This is a genomic window from Listeria cossartiae subsp. cayugensis (assembly GCF_014229095.1).
Lineage (GTDB): Bacteria > Bacillota > Bacilli > Lactobacillales > Listeriaceae > Listeria > Listeria cayugensis.
The window spans coordinates 160144-176851 of the sequence record NZ_JAARZC010000001.1 but is presented as its reverse complement, the minus strand read 5'-3'; the positions used below and the strand labels follow the sequence as shown (position 1 = coordinate 176851).

Below are 16708 nucleotides of genomic sequence, written 5' to 3'. Positions count from 1 at the left end.
TTTGGGATATTGCTGTTCATTTTGGAGAATGGTAGATTTAAATAGCACCACTAACCTAGAAAGGAAGCTTATTTATGTCTATTTATCTTATTGCGTTACTCCCTGTTCTTGGGTGGGGATTTATGCCAATAATTGCGAACTTACGAAAAAGCACCCCCGAGGAACAACTACTGGGGACATCGATTAGCGCGCTATTATTTGCTTTCATTTTATTCTGGATTTTATCACCAGAAATAACGGTTCTTTCTTTTATTGTGAGTTTTGTTTCAGGTATCTTTTGGAGTTTTGGGCAATTACTACAGTTTAAAGGGATTGCGGCTTCCAGTGTCGCGAAGGCAATGCCAATTTCAAACGGAACACAGCTAGTTGGCGCAACGCTTTTCGCAGTTCTCGTGTTTCGGGAATGGCAAACGGTTACGGCTGTTATCATTGGAGTTGTTGCAGTAATTTTAATCTTGATTGGGGTGGTAATGACCGGGTTTCAAAAACGCGGGAATCATATCACGGAGTCGGTTTCATTTCATGTCTACGGTATCGTTATTCTATCTTCCTTCTTTTTAACGCTTTACGTAGTGACAAACCAGCTTTTTGATGTCACTGGCTTTTCTATCATTTTACCACAAGCACTCGGGATGCTGACATGCGCCATTGGTATTAACTTAGCGAAAAAACAAGCAATTTCCCGAAAAAATGTCACGTTTAACTTAATGACCGGCTTGTCGTGGTCGATTGCCAATCTAGGCATGTTCTTAGCGACCGCCGTTCTTGGTGTCGCAACGAGCTTCTCGATTTCGCAAGCCTGCGTTATCGTCGCAACAATTGGCGGAATCCTTATTTTTAAACAGAAAAAAAGCCCGCTGGAATGGACATTTATTCTTTCCGGCATACTGCTAATTATGGTGGGCGTCGTATTCCTTAGCTTATTGAAATAAAAAAGACTGTAACCAAAATGATTTCTCACTTTGGTTACAGTCTTTTTCTTATTGCGTATTTTTAACAGATAGTTAATACTTTACTAATGAGATAGATGCTAAATTAGAACTTTATGATATAAATAATAGATTTATTTTAAACTTTTCCAAACCAAAATGATACTTGCTTCGTCTAATATTCTAGAAGAGGGTGAAACTTAAATGACTGAACTTGAGGAAATAGGAATTAATATTAATAGCATAGAAAATACGGAACAAATTATCAACCAGTTAATGGATAACTACAGCAATGATGTACTGCATTTAGTTTTTTCCTATGTAAAGAATCGAACGACAGCAGAGGATTTAACGCAAGAGATATTTATTAAATGCTATGAAAAACTAGATCAGTTTAATAACAAATCATCAATCAAAACGTGGCTATATCGTATTGCAATTAATCATTGTAAAGACTACTTGGGTAGCTGGCATTATCGCAAACTAAATTTCAGCGATAAAATTTGGGATTATCTCCCCTCCAAATCAAAACACGTTGAAGAGGAAATCATCTCAAAAGACGTAGCAAACAGCTTAATGAGCGCTGTGATGGATTTACCAGTAAAGTACCGAGAAGTTGTTTTCTTACATTACTATGAAGAACTTTCTTTAGCAAATATCAGCAAAATCACTGGTGTAAACAGCAATACATTGAAAACCAGATTAAAACACGCCAGAGAATTATTAAAGAACAAGATGAAAAAGGAGGTTTAATCATGAACGATCCATTCTATAATTTAAAGGATTCTATAAAAAAAGATTTTGAGGGTTTTTCTTTTTCCGAGGAGCGAAAAAATGCAGTGAAAGCAGCCATCCAGAAGAAGCAATCTCACTTAGAACTTCACAATTGGAAAGTAGAAACCCTTAAAAACATATTAGATTCACTACAAGATGAAGCAAAGCATGGGTACGAAATTTCGACCCAGCTATTTCAAAAAAATGAGCTTAGTTTTAAAAGCAATGAAGGTCAGCTTTATATCCTTTTACATCTACTTGAAAATAAGAAAATCATTACTTCAAAATGGATAGAAAATAGAAAATACTATTCCCTAACTACGAAAGGGAAAAAATATGTAGCTTCTTATGAACATCAAGGTTCTAAACAACAAGTATCACTGAAACATTTAATTGAGGAGGCTTCTTTATGAGTTCATCTAAATTCGAGGCATATTTAAGTAAAGTAATTTCTAAAGTGAAGTCCAAGCAAGCACACAGTATGATTAAAAAGGAGCTAAGTAATCATTTGGAAGAGCTAAGCCGCTCTTTTCAAAACAGAGGATTATCTATACAAGCTGCGGATAAAAAAGCGATGCAGGAAATGGGAGATCCCTCTACAGTTGGTAGAAACATGAATCAGCTTCATAAACCGAGAATGGATTGGCTCTTGATTGCGTTATTCGTCCTACTTGCAGGTATTAGTTTTCTTCCACTGATTGGTGGTGCATCGGTACTTAGTTCTTCATTTATGAAAAAACAGATAGTCTGGCTTGTGATTGCCACTCTTGCTCTAATAGGATTTCTTTTCTTTGATTATAGGAAACTGAAAAATTTGTGGATGTATTTTTACGGAGCTGCCTTAATTTTATTTTTCACACCTTTTTTAGTTGGTATTTCGCTTACTGGAGGAGGAAGATGGATGTCTCTCTGGGGTATTGCGATTGACAGTCCAGCTAAATCTTTATTTTTATTCTTCATTGCATGGGCTGGTATTTTTACCAAAGTTAATGCGTTTAAAGGGTGGAAAGAACAAGTAATGCTATTAATCCTATTTTGGGCCCCAGTTATTTCTTACATCATGATTAACCGATTTGTATTTGGTATTATGTACTTCTTATGTGTATTAGTAATGTATATTTTTTATTATCGTCATAACCGATTTGCCATTAAAGTAGCCCTCGGAAATTTGCTTGTAGGTATCATTTTCATTAGTACGATGATTCTTAAATTCTCTAGTAGTTATCTCTCGGATAATCTCATATCTGTGAAAGCTATCCTTTCGCAGGCTGGTTGGTTCGGCAAAGGACTTCACAACAATCTAGCACTCCCTGAAGCACATACAGATTTTGTCTTCCCATTTCTCGTCTATTCTCTAGGCTGGTTATTCGGAATTTCCCTTTGCCTACTACTACTTGTATTTATATTGCGGATTTCACGAAACGCTTTTAAAACGAAGGATTTATTCGGCAGATTATTGACAATCGGAGGGGCTGTATTATTTACCGTTCCAGCGTGTTGGAATATTCTTATGGGGCTTGGAATAGTCCCAATGATGATAGTGCCCCTGCCGTTTATCAGTTACGGGGGAAGCATGTTACTAGTTTACGCTGCACTACTCGGCCTTATTCTGAACGTTTATCGAAGAAAGGATATTGTAGAATCTACACTGGTAAATTAATTTAACAGATAACCAACATGTTTACCCCTTTCAAAAAAGCCAAAGATCGGATCAAGATCTTTGGCTTTTTTTCATATATTCTTCCACAATTTGCAAAACGCCAGCTTCCTTATTAGAAGGTGCCACATGTTTCGCGGTAGCAAGAACTTCCGGACTACTTTCTTGCATCGCATAACTATTCGGAGTTAATTGTAGCATTTCCAAATCATTATTCGCATCTCCAAAAGCTAACAAATCATCCGGCGCCACTTGCCATTCGTTCAAAAGTTGCTGAATCGCGCTCCCTTTCGTCACACCCGGAATAATAATATCAATGCTCCCATGCCCACTCGAAACAGCGCGAATTTCGCCAGCAAACGTTTGGTTCAAACCTTCCACAATTTGCCCCGTCTTAGCCACTTCGACATCAAGCGCAAACTTAATGAACGTATCATCCGGAAGCACATCGAACGAATCCACCTCTTGCAATTCAAAATAATACTTTTTCGCAAATGCTTTAAAATCCAGATTAGCTGCCTTTAACAAATAAGCACTTTTCACGCCACAAAGAATCACTTGCAAGTCCTGATATTCCTGAATTAACGTCCGCAAAATCTTTTGAATAAGCGTCTCCTCAAAACGATTCACACTACGCAATTCCCCTCGATGAAAAATAACCGCTCCATTTTCAGCGACATAAAAAAGCGCGTCATCCTTCCCAGGGAAAAATGATTTCAGCTGATAATACTGATTACCACTCGCAACAATAAATCGAATCCCGTTTTGCACCAATTCCGCATAAATCCGCTCAAATCGTCCGCGGTCATAGTCGCCATTTTCATCTAAAAAAGTTCCGTCCATATCTACAGCAATCGCTTTTATCATCACTCTAGCCCCCGTTCAAATAATTGCTTCTATTATAACAAAATCTTGACCTAATTTAACTATTTTGTTATTCTTGCATTAACCCCAAGAAAGGAGCATAACTATGAGAAGCCTGGATGCAGTAGAGATACTCAGACGTGGCGAAACCATTGAACGTTATAAAGAAGGCGGAAACTCGATGTTACCTTTGATTAAGTCGATGCAACCTGTTCGTTTAGAACCGATTGGCACGAGAGAACTCAAAGTGAACGATATCGTATTTTGCAAAGTTCGCGGTAGTTTTTTTACACATAAAATCAGTAAAATCCGCGGTAAGCAATATCAAATTTCTAATAATCACAAACACGTGAATGGTTGGATTACACGTAATAGTATTTATGGCATTGTCACCAAAATTTGGTAAATGCTAGGTAACATGCAACGAAAAAGTTGGATGTTTTTTATTTTGCCCAAAATCAGGCTTCATTAACTATAAAAAAAGTAGCTAAAATGATTATCTCACTTTAGCTACCGCGTTTTATTTCACCATTCTTGACTCTGTTTTGTCGAAATATTGCTTCCCAATTTGCAATTTCTCTCCATAAAGTTCGTCAATTGTAACAAATTCATATCCTTGACTCTTCAATTGTTGCAATGTAGCATCAAGGCTTGCAGCAGTTGTCTTATGGATATCATGCATTAGTACAATCGCGCCGTCCGTTGCACCTGCAAGGACTCTTTGCGTTACTACACCAGCATTTTTGTTTTTCCAATCTTCTGTATCAACAGACCACTGAATTATCGGAAGACCGATCGCTTCAGCAACTTCTTTGTTGACTGCACCATATGGAGGGCGCATTGTCGTTGGAAAATATCCAGTTTGATCAAATACTACTTTTTGTGTTTGTAAAATTTGGTTATATACTTCTTGTGTTGATAGTTTAGTTAATTGTGGATGATCCCATGAGTGGCTTCCAACTTGGTGCCCCTCTGCTAATTCACGTTTTACTAAACCTGGATTTTGTACTACGCTTGAACCTAGTACAAAGAATGTTGCTTTTACATCATAGCGTTTCAATGTATCCAGTACTTGTGGCGTTACTGCCGCACTTGGACCATCATCAAAAGTAAGTGCAATTCGCTTGTTGGTTTTTGCTTTTGGTACTTCTGGAACTTTAACACTACTTGGTAAATAGCGTTTATTCACAGAATTAGCAATATCCGCAAGTTGTACATTCACTTTCTTCGGTTCTGAAGCCCCTGGAACTTCAATTGGTAAAATTAGTTCAGAATTAGTGATTTCAAAATCAGTTTGATCCCATTTCACTAAACTCTTGATATTCCCAAGATTCCCAACATCTTTTAAAGAATAATCCCCTGTTTTAATAAGTTCTTGCTCAACAGCAGATTTTACGTTTAGTTTTGTTTCATCGTTCTTTATTAATACTTCCCCAAGTGTTAATAAAGCGCCTGTTTCTGCGTCGGTTACAATGTTTTTGCAAATATCTTTTTTCTCTTTGAGTACAAATTTAGTTTTACCTTCTTTTACGTACTCAGATTGAACTGCTTTGTAAGATACTGCTTGTTCGGCCATTTTTTGCTTTTGATAAGTGTAGAAAATGATCCCTTGCTTTTCATTATCTCTATTTAATTTCTTCACTTCTGCATCTGTGGCCTTTTCAATTTCTTTTTGGATAATTTCGTTGTCTTTCTTCTCAGTAGTCTTAGGAATGTAGGAAATAATTTCTACTCCATTTTCTTTCTTATCCAAGCGGCGGAAATTTCCTCCATCTTGGTCCTTCATTAGTCTGTCCATCTGCATTATTACTTTGTTGCGCGACTTTGAAAATTGGTATTTTTGGAATCCTATTACACCAACAAAAACCACGGCAATAATGAGAATCGTAACTAGTGAAATTCTAATCCACCTAATTTTCACATTATGCACCTCACCTTTGAAAAACCTTCCCCAGTTTTTCGTATAAAACAATTATACATGAAAAAAAACAACTTTCTAGCTTTTGTACCAAAATAGGAAAAAAGGACCAAAAAATTCGTACAAAAAATCACGAAAAAGACACGGATAAAGTGGGAGCTTTTTTCCGTGTCCAGTGTATAGTTACAGGATTACCCCTGAAAACTAGCATATATTGTGAAGTATTTCACTATCAATTCTACCGCAAAAAAACGTATTCCGCAAATATTTAATTACGTTTTTAAGCAGTTTTGTAATTTATCCTAAAGCAACATCTAAAACCATCATCACCGCAAAGCCAGCCATGGTAGCTGCCGTCGCTAAATCCGCCGAACCTTCTAATTGAGATTCCGGGATTAACTCTTCTACAATAACAAAAATCATCGCTCCAGCCGCAAACGCAAGCGCGAACGGTAAAATAGGTGTAACAAAAACTACTAAAATTGCACCAATCACTGCGAAAATCGGTTCAACTACCGCTGATAATTGTCCGTACCAAAAGCTCTTTTTCCGAGAAAGCCCTTCTCCGCGCAAAGGAATGGACACTGCCGCACCTTCTGGAAAATTTTGAATCCCAATACCAAGCGCCAATACTATCGCTGTAATAAGTGTCTCCGTGTCTCCTGTTATCACCGCTCCAAAAGCAACCCCAACCGCGGCGCCTTCAGGAATATTATGAATGGTAATCGAAAGAACGAGTAAAATGCTTTTTCGAAGTGAAGTTTTCGGTCCTTCCTTCGCTTGTTCTGGAAACCCGAAATGTAAATGTGGAATAATACGGTCGATCACCCGTAAAAATATTCCCCCAAGCAAAAAGCCCACTAAAGCTGGAACAAAAGAAAACTTTCCTAAGTCCTTGCTCATTTCTATTGCCGGGGCAAGTAACGACCAAAAACTTGCTGCGAGCATAACACCCGCCGCAAATCCAAGCATGACATTGCCCCATTTTTTATTTAAATTTTTAAAGAAAAATACGAGTGAAGCCCCAGCTGCTGTACAAGCCCATGTAAAAATCCCGGCAAGTAATGCTAACAATACCGGATTTAATTGTGATAAGTAATTTAACAATTCACTTTCTCCCTTTTCCTATTGCTTATTTGCCAGACCATCCTTGTTTAAAGCCACGAGTAAATGCACGAGCCTTATTCACACCTGTTTTCACAGCCCAAACGGAACCGAAAACAGAAATTTTAGCTGCCGTTCCAGCAACAGCACCTGTTTTCCGCGCTACTTTTTCCGCTTTTTCTCCAAGCTCAGCACCAATTTCTTCTATTGGTTTTGTCATCTCTAGCACCTCCAAAACACTTGTCTTTCCTTCATCATAAAACAATCAATTAGATTATTCAAGTTGGTGAATTTTTGTAATTTATTTCACCTTTATTTGAATCTATCGATGGTTTTAGCGGTTTTTTTCTTTTATTGTATGAAAAATAGCTTATTTGCCTTGTGTATTCACTCACATTATGCCTATAATATAGCGTTAAACAAAAAGGGAGAGGGAGATGTATATGACGGGATTAGGAATTTTATTATTTCTAGCAGGTATTGGTGTGTTGATTTTTGGGATTTTACGATTTAGAAAGAGAAATTGGCCTCGTAGAAAAACACAAATTGTTATCATTAGTTCTATTTTAGCGATTATTATTGGGATTGGGATTATTCCTACAGCTGAAGATGAAGCGGCCACGGAAGAACCAAAACAAGAAGAAACAACGAAGACAATTGAAACTACACCACTTTTAGAAGCAGAAACAACTTTTACGACGGATGATGAGGGAACTTTGATTGTCGAAGGGAAAACAAATCCTGGCGCAGTTGTAGCACTTGATTTAGTGGACCTTCCAGACGCTGTAACTACAGCTGGTGAAGATGGTGTTTTCCGCCTTTCTGTTACTGAACTTGATAAAGCGCAAGATGCTGTTCTTTCTATTGCAATTGATGGTCAAACAAAAGAACAAACGCTTAAACTAGCAGTAACCCCTGCTTATGAAACCAAACTGGCAGCTAAAGCAGAAGAAGCGCGAGTAGCGGCTGAAAAAGCTGAAGCCGAACGAGTAGAACGTGAACGCGTAGCAGCCGAAGAAAAACGTGCAGCTGAGGCAAAAGTGGCGGCTGAAAAGAAAGCAGAAGAAGCTAGAGTCGCTTCTGAGAAAAAAGCGGCTGAAGCAAAACGCGCTTCCGCAGAACGTGCCGCTGCACAACCGAGTAATAACAATGAACAAGGACAAATGGTTTATATTACTGCTACCGGTAAAAAATATCATTATAATCAAAACTGTCGCGGCTTAAATAACTCCAATGGCGAAACTGCCGTAACTGTAGCCGAAGCCAAAGCACAAGGCTTAACTTTATGTAAATTTGAACAGTAAAAAAAAGCAAAATTTCTTGTGACGAGAAATTTTGCTTTTTATATTTGTTTTTAATTGAATTTAGGGCAGATTCGTGGTAAATTTATATAGATATAATCGTTTAAATATACTTGTGTAAAGCAATCCCTACTTTAATTATACAATAAAGTGTTCTTTACCGTCAAGTATTATTTTTTCGAAAAAATAGGGGGATGAATTAATGAAGCCATACGTATTAAAATTTCAAGACATCACCAAAGCCACGGAAGTCCTTGTTGGAGGTAAAGGCATGAATCTAGGTGCTTGTTCCAAAATCACCGACGTCCAGGTTCCCGCAGGATTTTGCCTCACAACAGAAGCTTACAATAAAACTTTGGCAAAAAACAGCGAATTCCAGCAACTACTCTATCGTCTTTCCATACTAACAACGAGCGATAGTGATTCTATCCGAGAAATCAGTGCTGCGATTCGAACACTGATTCAAAATATCGATATTACTCCTGAAATCCTATCCGCTATCGACGCTTCCCTTTTAGATTTAGGTGAACATGAAGCTTATGCGGTGCGTTCTAGCGCCACTGCGGAAGACCTTCCTCACGCTTCATTCGCCGGGCAACACGATACGTATTTAAATATTATTGGCAGGGATGAAATTTTACGGCACATTAGCAAATGTTGGGCTTCTTTATTTACCGAGCGCGCTATTATTTACCGGATCCAAAATCAATTCAATCATAGCAAAGTTCAGCTGGCCGTTGTTGTTCAGCAAATGATTTCCCCAGATGCTTCTGGTATTTTATTTACGGCTGACCCGATTAACTCCAACCGAAAATCGCTTTCAATTGACGCTAGTTTTGGCTTAGGGGAGGCACTCGTTTCCGGCTTAGTTTCACCCGATTCTTACACCGTGCAAGAAAATACCATTACAGACAAAATTATCGCGACGAAAAAACTCGCTATTTACAGTTTAAAAGAAGGCGGAACAGAAACGCGCGCGCTCGAAAAATCGCAACAAACCGAGCAGACATTAACAGACCAACAAATTTTACAACTCGCAAAACTCGGCCGGAAAATTGAGGCTTATTTTGGCAAGCCACAAGATATCGAATGGTGCTTAGTTGACGATGTTTTTTATATTGTGCAAAGCCGACCAATTACTACTTTGTATCCAATTCCTGAAGTGAACGAGCCTGGCAATCGTGTTTATATTTCTGTTGCGCATCAGCAAATGATGACCGATGCAATGAAGCCACTCGGTCTTTCCTTTTACTTAATGACAACCCCCGCTTCCATGTACACTGCTGGCGGACGGCTATTTGTTGATATTACGCAAAGTTTGTCGGCCAAAGCTTCCAGAGATATGATGGTGAACTCACTCGGTCAATCGGATCCGCTGATTAAAGACGCATTACTCACCGTGATTAACAAAAAGGACTTTTTATCCCCATTGCCGGTTGAAACCGAGCCAGTTCAAGAGACTGCACCCGGAAAACCACCAGTTCGCAGCATCCCTGATCCATCTGTTGTTTTCGAATTAGTTAAAAACAGCGAAAACTCAATTAAAAAACTACAACAAACAATAAAAACAAAAAATGGTTCCGATTTGCTTGATTTTATTGTAGAAGATTTAAATGAATTAAAAAGCGTGTTATTTAACCCTACTAGCATTGATGCAATTATGGCTGGAATGGACGCTTCCGCTTGGTTAAATGAACATATTTACGAGTGGCTTGGCGAAAAAAATGTGGCCGATAAGCTATCTGAATCAGCCCCAAATAATATCACTTCACAGATGGGGCTTGAACTACTTGATGTTGCAGATGTTATTCGCCCCCATCCTGCCGTTAGAGCTTATTTAGAACAAACGAAAAACCCTCACTTTTTGGGTGAATTAACCACTTTAGATGGTGGTGCAGAAGCGAAAAAAGCACTAGAAGATTACCTAGAAAAATACGGCATGCGTTGCGCGGGTGAAATCGATTTAACGAAAACACGCTGGATAGAAAACCCGTTAACGCTGGTACCACTAATTTTAAGCAACATTAAAAACTTTGAACCTGACGCGAGTAAACACAAATTTGAGCAAGGCGAAAAAGAAGCAGCCAATAAAGAACAAGCTATTCTCGCTCGCTTGCATCAACTGCCAGACGGAGAACAAAAGGCCGCCGAAACAAAAGCGAAAATCGATATCCTTCGTCATTTTATCGGGTATCGTGAATATCCAAAATACGGCATGATAAATCGCTATTTCATTTACAAACTCGCTTTACTACGTGCCGGGAAACAACTGGTAGACAATGGCATACTTCACGAAAAAGAAGATATTTACTTCCTTTATTTTGATGAACTGCGCGAGCTTGCCCGTTCCAATCAAGCCGATTATGAGCTCATCAACACGCGAAAAAGCGATTTTGCTTCCTTTGAAAAATTGACACCACCTCGCATCCTTACTTCCGACGGCGAAATGATCAACGGAAAATATCAGCGCGAAAACCTGCCAGAAGAAGCCATTCTTGGACTTCCTGTTTCATCTGGCACAGTAGAGGGTCGGGCGCGCGTCATTTTAGATATGGAAAAAGCTGATTTGGAGGATGGCGATATTTTAGTTACCGCTTTTACCGACCCAAGTTGGACGCCTGCATTTGTTTCCATTAAAGGGCTCGTTACGGAGGTTGGCGGACTCATGACGCATGGCGCCGTAATCGCACGGGAATATGGACTTCCCGCTGTTGTTGGTGTCGAAAATGCGACGAATATCATCCAAGACGGTCAGCAAATCCGGATAAATGGTACGGATGGCTATATTGAACTCCTTGATTAAACGAAAAATCCAGCACGCTCTTTTTAGAGAATGCTGGATTTTTTAATTCGGCACAATTAAATCTGTATCGGGGTCTTTGCTTTTTTTGTCTGTTGATTTGATTTCTACGAATACTTTATGTGGTAAACAAACAATGGTGTCACCGGCCTTGGATTTCCAGCCCATTTTGACGCCTACTTGGTCTGGGCTGTTGTCTTCTTTAATACGAATCCGATCGCCATCTACTTCCATCAAATTATATTGCGCGCCTTTTCCTTTAATCGTAAACTGTTCATTTCCTTTGTGACCAGTTAATGGGATTTCCCGAATCACTTTGCCATCTTGTGAAATGACTGCTACGACGTCATCGCCTACGTTTTTAGCTTCCGCGACAGAAAATAATATTAGTGGCAAAAACGAACCCAAAATCAGTGCAACGATAATTACAAAATCAAATGGGCGTACCATTTTCATATATTGACGCATTTTCTCTCCTAACTAGCCATTATGGTTAGCGTTAAAATCCAAACTAACTCCCGGCTCATCGAACGCAATTTCCGTCACGTCATATGTTAAACGCTTGATATAGTCAATTAATGGATTCGATATCCCTTCCACATCAACCGCTTCTAAATCTGAAAAGTCGCCGAAAAAATCTTTTAATTGAATAATACGGCTGATTCTGCCATCAATCCGAAAATTTTCAAGCACTAATAAAAAAGGAATGGTTATTTTGAAAATTTTTCCTTTTGACATAAGTTCTACATTGCCATCGACCGGTTCTACTTCATGGACCTCTAATTCAATTTTGTTTTCGAATTGCTCATTTGTTTCCATCGTTGTTTCAAAGTTGTACTTTTCTACGACAATCTTATTAGTTACGATATCCATAAAATTCACCTCATTTATAATATGTACATCCGTATATTACATGATAACTAACTAGCTGGCAAATTGCTGCTACCAAGTTATTTCGATGCGGTTGCCTTCTGGGTCAAGCACGACACTTTCATAGTATCCATCCCCTGTCATTCTTGGCTCACCGGCTATTTCAAATCCATCTTGTCTTAGTTTTTCAGTCAACTCATCTACCGCTTCTTTCGTTCCAGTTGAAATAGCGATATGCGCCCAGCCTAGGTTTTCACCACTTACTTGATTCATTACATCCGTCCGGCTCATAATCTCTAATCTTGTCCCACTCGCAAACGAAAGAAAGTAAGATGTGAAGCCCTTTGTTTTATTCTCATATAAATCATTTGCAGTTGCACCAAAATAAGTAATATAAAATTGTTTCATTTTTTCTAAGTTAGTTGTCCATAATGCGACGTGTTCAATTTTCATTCAAATGCCTCCTTATTATAAAAAAATTGCTGCTGATATCCAGTATACCACTGCTGCCAAAATTCCTGCCAGTGGTAACGTTATAAACCAAGTGACAACCATGTTTTTCCCCGTGCGCCAATTGACTTCTTTTTTATGGTTAGCTGTTCCAACGCCCATAATTGAGCTATCAATTACTTGCGTCGTACTTACTGGCAAATGAATCAGGGTTGCTGTCATAATAACGGAAAGCGAACTTAAATCAGACGCCACTCCAGTAACCGGGGTGATTTTCATGATTTTCGTTCCGACCGTTTTGATAATCCGGTAGCCACCAACAGACGAGCCAATCGCCATCGATGCCGCACAACTCACTTGCACCCAAAACGGAATACCCGCCGACTCTTTCAAAAGTCCACTCGCAACTAGGGCTAGCGTGATAACTCCCATTGTTTTTTGCGCATCATTCGTTCCGTGTGAGTAGGCTTGGGCGGCCGCGGTTCCAATTTGGATAAAACGAAAGCGTCGATTCATTTTCCCCAGTTTTTTATCGTGAAAAAGGTGTTTGAAGAGCGAATAAATCAAGTAACCAACTGTAAAACCGAGAATTGGCGAGATAATCAATGCGATAATAATCGTTGTAAATCCAGACCAATTAAGCACGCTGAAACTGCTAGCAGAAGCAATCGATGCTCCGGCTATCGCACCAATCAGCGCATGCGAGGAACTACTCGGCATACCGACAAGCCAAGTCATCAAATTCCAAATAACCGCGGCAATCAAGCCACATAAAACAACAAACTCTCCATTATTAAGCGAAAATGGATCTACTATGCTTTTTGTGAGCGATTCCGCTACACCTGTAAACGAAATGGCACCTAGAAAGTTCATGATTGCTGCAATTCCAATAGCTACGCGCGGTTTTAACGCTCTAGTTGAGATACTTGTGGCAACAGCATTGGCAATATCGTGAAAGCCATTGATAAAATCAAATGCCAACCCCACGATGACAATAATAATCGTTACTAAAATAACTGTATCCATTCAGCAGTTCTCCTTGTCGAGATTCACTTTTTTATTGTCTATACCCTTTTTGCGGGAAAATAAAAAGAATCTGCTCCCATATTAGGTAGCAGATTCTCGTTGATGTAATTAAAATTCTTCCCAGTTTTCGCGGTCGTATTGATCGCTATCATCGTAGTTATAGTCATAATCATAGTCATAACCGTTCATCATGTTATACATTCCGTCATCAGTAACCGCAAAGTATAGTAAGAAAATCACTGCAAAAATGGCAATAATAGTATTAACTACCGCTAAAATAATCCCACTAATCAACAGTCCTATATTCCGTTTAATTACTTCACCTTTCGTGCGAACGATAAGGTAAATAACAAGAATAATAATTACATTAATAAATACCATCAGCAGACACCAAAGAATTGCATTCATTCCGCGTTGATCTGCATCTTTATATACCCAGATTGCTAAAAGTACTTTTGCTGCTAGCCCTAAAACTGCACCAACAATAAAAAGTATTGGTAAGAACATCATCATTCCCATTTCGTCCCCTCATCTTCTGTAGAAATAGTTTCGTATTCCTTAGAAACTGTTTTATATTCTTTTTTGTTAACTGCTAAAATACCTGCAATCAAGAATAAAATTCCGTGGATTGTGAAAACTTGTAATCCACCTAAAACGATAAAACAAACGGCGATTGTTTTTACTTTCGGTCCGCCACCGTTCACTTTAAATGCACCAACGAAACCAAAAATCGCGGATACAAGAGCAAAAATTGCGGCAATTATTGAGCCAAAAGTCATTATTCCGGCTACAATTAAATCTTCTGAAGTCGTGTAATAACTTGCATCGTCAAATACTACTAGCGCACTAAAGCCAAAAATTGCGGTATAAAACACAGCCCCTAAAAAAGTTAATATGCTTAAAGAAGCACCAACGATAAGTAATGTAAATTCTGTTTGTCTGTTCATTAAATCCTCCATATGTTTAGTTAGTATTCTTATAGTGTACCATGAAATACGCTTTCACTAAATACAAAAATGAGAAAATTCACGAAAAATTCACGAAAAAGCTATTTCCTAAAAAGGAGATAGCTTTTACTTTTTCTTCAAAATATCATTTGCCAGGGCCGTGAATCCATAAAAATCAGAAAGTCCTGAAAGTTTTTCACCGTATTCTTCGCGCACTAATTCCACAAGCAACTCATAAATATTAATGGCTTCTTCGTAATCATTTTTGCTTATACATAGTAAAAATACGGCGCGGACGGATTGTTTTTGATCCCATTTGATTGGTTTATCTAATATCCGAATAACGATTTTTGTTTCTTTGGCCATTAGTCCGAGTGGATGCGGGATTGCTATTCCGGTTCCGAGCACCGTTGAGCCTAGTTTTTCACGTTCGAGAACCGAGTGCAAAAAGTCGTCACCAACGATATTTTGTCGCCGCAATGAGTCAACCATTTCTTCTAAAATTGCCGTTTTACTCGTCATACTGCTTCTTGCAAAAAAATCGGCCGTAAAGAAATTCGATAGAAAGCCGCGGTTAGGATCCGTTTGTTCTTGAATAATCGCCCCGAGCATTTTTAATTCTTCATTGGTTGGGATGTTGCTGATTTTGATGACCGGCTTATTTTTCTCAGGTATTCTAACGGTGGAAAGAATAATATCTTCTTCAATATGGATAAAACGGTTATATTCTTGAATTGAAACAACTTTTGTAATATCGAGATTGCTCACTGCCGACTTCACTTTTGCTTCTACAATTCGCGCCGTTCCAAAACCTGACCCACAGACGATTAAAGCCGATTTATGACGATAGTAAGAGATTTGATAATTTCGCTCTAAAGATGCCCCGATATGAAGCGCCAAATAGGCTAATTCATTTTGGTTAATGTCATATGGGTAGTCTTTTTTTAGTGATTCTACTGCGTCGAGCGTGATTTCGTAAGCTAACGGATAATAGCGCTTGATGTGCTCCGTCATTGGGTTTTTGACGGTCATATGGTATTTCACGCGGTATAACATCGAATGAATATGGGCAACAAGATCCTTTTTCAGCTGCAAGTCATCCTGTAAATGATAAAAATAATGTGACTCAATGCGGTTCAACATGCCTTCGATATACGCATAATCATCAAATTCGCTAATTTCTTTATCCTCTACGTTCAGAATTCGTTTGCTGGCAATTTGGAGAAGCAAATAATTTTTGTCCGCGTCGGCAATCTCTATTTCGAATAGTGACTCTATAATAGTAGCCAATTTAGCTGCAATCGCGATTTCTTCTTCACTAACGTCCGTTAATTCAAACTGTTCCAACATATGCCCAAGTTCAATTCGTTCCACTAAAATCATCATATGTAAAAGTAAGTTTTGAAGCGCTTCGTCTGTGAAACGAATGTTGGTCGCAAAAAAATAATCGGTCACGGCTGTCATTAATTTTTGCAGTTTATCTTTTTGTTTATGCCATTCAAAAAATGATTCTAAGTAGGATTCCGGGGTGTTTTTGGAAGCAATGAGCGCGGTTAGGGCATAGCGCATTTTTTCTTCATCGCCGATAATTTTCACGCCGCTACCTGGTTTTGAGATGAGCGTTAAGTCATACGCTGCAATAACCTTCCGAACTTGTTTCATATCATTAGAAATGGTGGCACGGCTTGCAAAAATCGTATCCGCCAAGTCTTCTAATTTGATATAGTCGGCGCTTGATAGTAGCAAGAAAATCTCGTATTTCACGCGTTCTTCAGGATTATCTAAGTCAAAATAATCAGCATTTTTCGGTTTGTTTTTTTCGGCCTGAAAAGCTTGGAAAACGGTCGGATCAAGGATTTCGATTTTGTAACCCGCACCCCGAGTAAGCGTTATGGTTGCCCCGTGGTTTTCGAGAAATTCGGTTAGTTTGGCAATATCCGTTCGTATCGTTCGTTCGGAAATATGTAAATCTCGGCTGAGTTTCTGGGCTGATAAGCGGCTACCCGCATCAAGGAGCATGCCATATAGTGTTTCCAAGCGTTTATATGCGAAATATCCCATTAGTAGC

General features: G+C 38.8%; 18 protein-coding genes. 7 read left to right on the top strand and 11 right to left on the bottom strand.

Annotated features, from left to right (window positions below; genetic code table 11):
- The first annotated feature begins 74 nt into the window (after positions 1 to 74).
- From HCB49_RS00860 to HCB49_RS00845, 4 genes are all read left to right on the top strand, one after another.
- The gene (locus HCB49_RS00860) at positions 75 to 932 is read left to right on the top strand and encodes a GRP family sugar transporter (RefSeq protein WP_185603825.1); all 858 of its coding nucleotides are present in this window, start codon (positions 75 to 77) and stop codon (positions 930 to 932) included.
- A 201-nt stretch (positions 933 to 1133) separates the two neighbouring features.
- A complete protein-coding gene (locus HCB49_RS00855) occupies positions 1134 to 1682 on the top strand; it encodes a sigma-70 family RNA polymerase sigma factor (RefSeq protein WP_185603824.1) in 549 nt (182 codons plus the stop codon).
- Positions 1683 to 1684: 2 nt separating this feature from the next.
- Positions 1685 to 2116 carry a PadR family transcriptional regulator gene (locus tag HCB49_RS00850; RefSeq protein WP_185603823.1) on the top strand — a complete coding sequence of 144 codons (432 nt, stop codon included), beginning with the start codon at positions 1685 to 1687 and terminating at the stop codon, positions 2114 to 2116.
- The gene (locus HCB49_RS00845) at positions 2113 to 3363 is read left to right on the top strand and encodes an FtsW/RodA/SpoVE family cell cycle protein (RefSeq protein WP_185603822.1); all 1251 of its coding nucleotides are present in this window, start codon (positions 2113 to 2115) and stop codon (positions 3361 to 3363) included. The genes HCB49_RS00850 and HCB49_RS00845 overlap by 4 nt, the downstream gene beginning before the upstream one ends.
- 51 nt (positions 3364 to 3414) lie before the next feature.
- On the opposite strand, the gene HCB49_RS00840 is transcribed toward HCB49_RS00845, so the two are convergent.
- On the bottom strand, positions 3415 to 4227 hold the full coding sequence (locus tag HCB49_RS00840; RefSeq protein WP_185603821.1) for a Cof-type HAD-IIB family hydrolase: 813 nt from the start codon (positions 4225 to 4227) through the stop codon (positions 3415 to 3417).
- A gap of 103 nt (positions 4228 to 4330) precedes the next feature.
- On the opposite strand from HCB49_RS00840, the gene HCB49_RS00835 reads away from it, so the two are divergent.
- A complete protein-coding gene (locus tag HCB49_RS00835) occupies positions 4331 to 4630 on the top strand; it encodes a hypothetical protein (protein WP_003729029.1) in 300 nt (99 codons plus the stop codon).
- Positions 4631 to 4744: 114 nt separating this feature from the next.
- On the opposite strand, the gene HCB49_RS00830 is transcribed toward HCB49_RS00835, so the two are convergent.
- From HCB49_RS00830 to HCB49_RS00820, 3 genes are all read right to left on the bottom strand, one after another.
- Positions 4745 to 6145, bottom strand: a complete 1401-nt coding sequence (locus HCB49_RS00830; protein ID WP_185480742.1) for a polysaccharide deacetylase family protein — start codon at positions 6143 to 6145, stop codon at positions 4745 to 4747.
- Positions 6146 to 6439: 294 nt separating this feature from the next.
- Positions 6440 to 7249, bottom strand: coding sequence for a ZIP family metal transporter (locus HCB49_RS00825; RefSeq protein WP_185603820.1), 810 nt, complete (start codon positions 7247 to 7249; stop codon positions 6440 to 6442).
- A gap of 25 nt (positions 7250 to 7274) precedes the next feature.
- Positions 7275 to 7466, bottom strand: a complete 192-nt coding sequence (locus HCB49_RS00820) for a hypothetical protein (protein ID WP_185603819.1) — start codon at positions 7464 to 7466, stop codon at positions 7275 to 7277.
- 223 nt (positions 7467 to 7689) lie between these two features.
- On the opposite strand from HCB49_RS00820, the gene HCB49_RS00815 reads away from it, so the two are divergent.
- Complete coding sequence (locus HCB49_RS00815) at positions 7690 to 8550, top strand: hypothetical protein (protein ID WP_185603818.1); 861 nt, start codon at positions 7690 to 7692, stop codon at positions 8548 to 8550.
- 199 nt (positions 8551 to 8749) lie between these two features.
- Complete coding sequence (gene rph / locus HCB49_RS00810; RefSeq protein ID WP_185603817.1) at positions 8750 to 11350, top strand: rifamycin-inactivating phosphotransferase; 2601 nt, start codon at positions 8750 to 8752, stop codon at positions 11348 to 11350.
- Between the two features lie 42 nt (positions 11351 to 11392).
- Here the strand turns inward: rph and HCB49_RS00805 are convergent, their stop codons facing one another.
- The 7 genes from HCB49_RS00805 to HCB49_RS00775 form a co-directional block, all read right to left on the bottom strand.
- Entirely contained in the window at positions 11393 to 11815 is a 423-nt protein-coding gene (locus HCB49_RS00805; RefSeq protein ID WP_185603816.1) for a NusG domain II-containing protein, read from the bottom strand.
- Between the two features lie 12 nt (positions 11816 to 11827).
- Positions 11828 to 12220: a DUF1149 family protein gene (locus tag HCB49_RS00800; RefSeq protein WP_185603815.1), complete on the bottom strand. Its 393-nt coding sequence runs from the start codon at positions 12218 to 12220 to the stop codon at positions 11828 to 11830.
- Positions 12221 to 12289: 69 nt separating this feature from the next.
- The gene (locus HCB49_RS00795) at positions 12290 to 12670 is read right to left on the bottom strand and encodes a VOC family protein (RefSeq protein WP_185603814.1); all 381 of its coding nucleotides are present in this window, start codon (positions 12668 to 12670) and stop codon (positions 12290 to 12292) included.
- Between the two features lie 15 nt (positions 12671 to 12685).
- The gene (locus HCB49_RS00790; RefSeq protein ID WP_185503048.1) at positions 12686 to 13693 is read right to left on the bottom strand and encodes an inorganic phosphate transporter; all 1008 of its coding nucleotides are present in this window, start codon (positions 13691 to 13693) and stop codon (positions 12686 to 12688) included.
- Between the two features lie 108 nt (positions 13694 to 13801).
- Positions 13802 to 14212, bottom strand: a complete 411-nt coding sequence (locus tag HCB49_RS00785; RefSeq protein ID WP_185603813.1) for a hypothetical protein — start codon at positions 14210 to 14212, stop codon at positions 13802 to 13804.
- Positions 14203 to 14640: a DUF4064 domain-containing protein gene (locus tag HCB49_RS00780; RefSeq protein WP_185531375.1), complete on the bottom strand. Its 438-nt coding sequence runs from the start codon at positions 14638 to 14640 to the stop codon at positions 14203 to 14205. The genes HCB49_RS00785 and HCB49_RS00780 overlap by 10 nt, the downstream gene beginning before the upstream one ends.
- A gap of 126 nt (positions 14641 to 14766) precedes the next feature.
- Entirely contained in the window at positions 14767 to 16701 is a 1935-nt protein-coding gene (locus HCB49_RS00775; RefSeq protein WP_185603812.1) for a BglG family transcription antiterminator, read from the bottom strand.
- Positions 16702 to 16708: the final 7 nt, after the last annotated feature.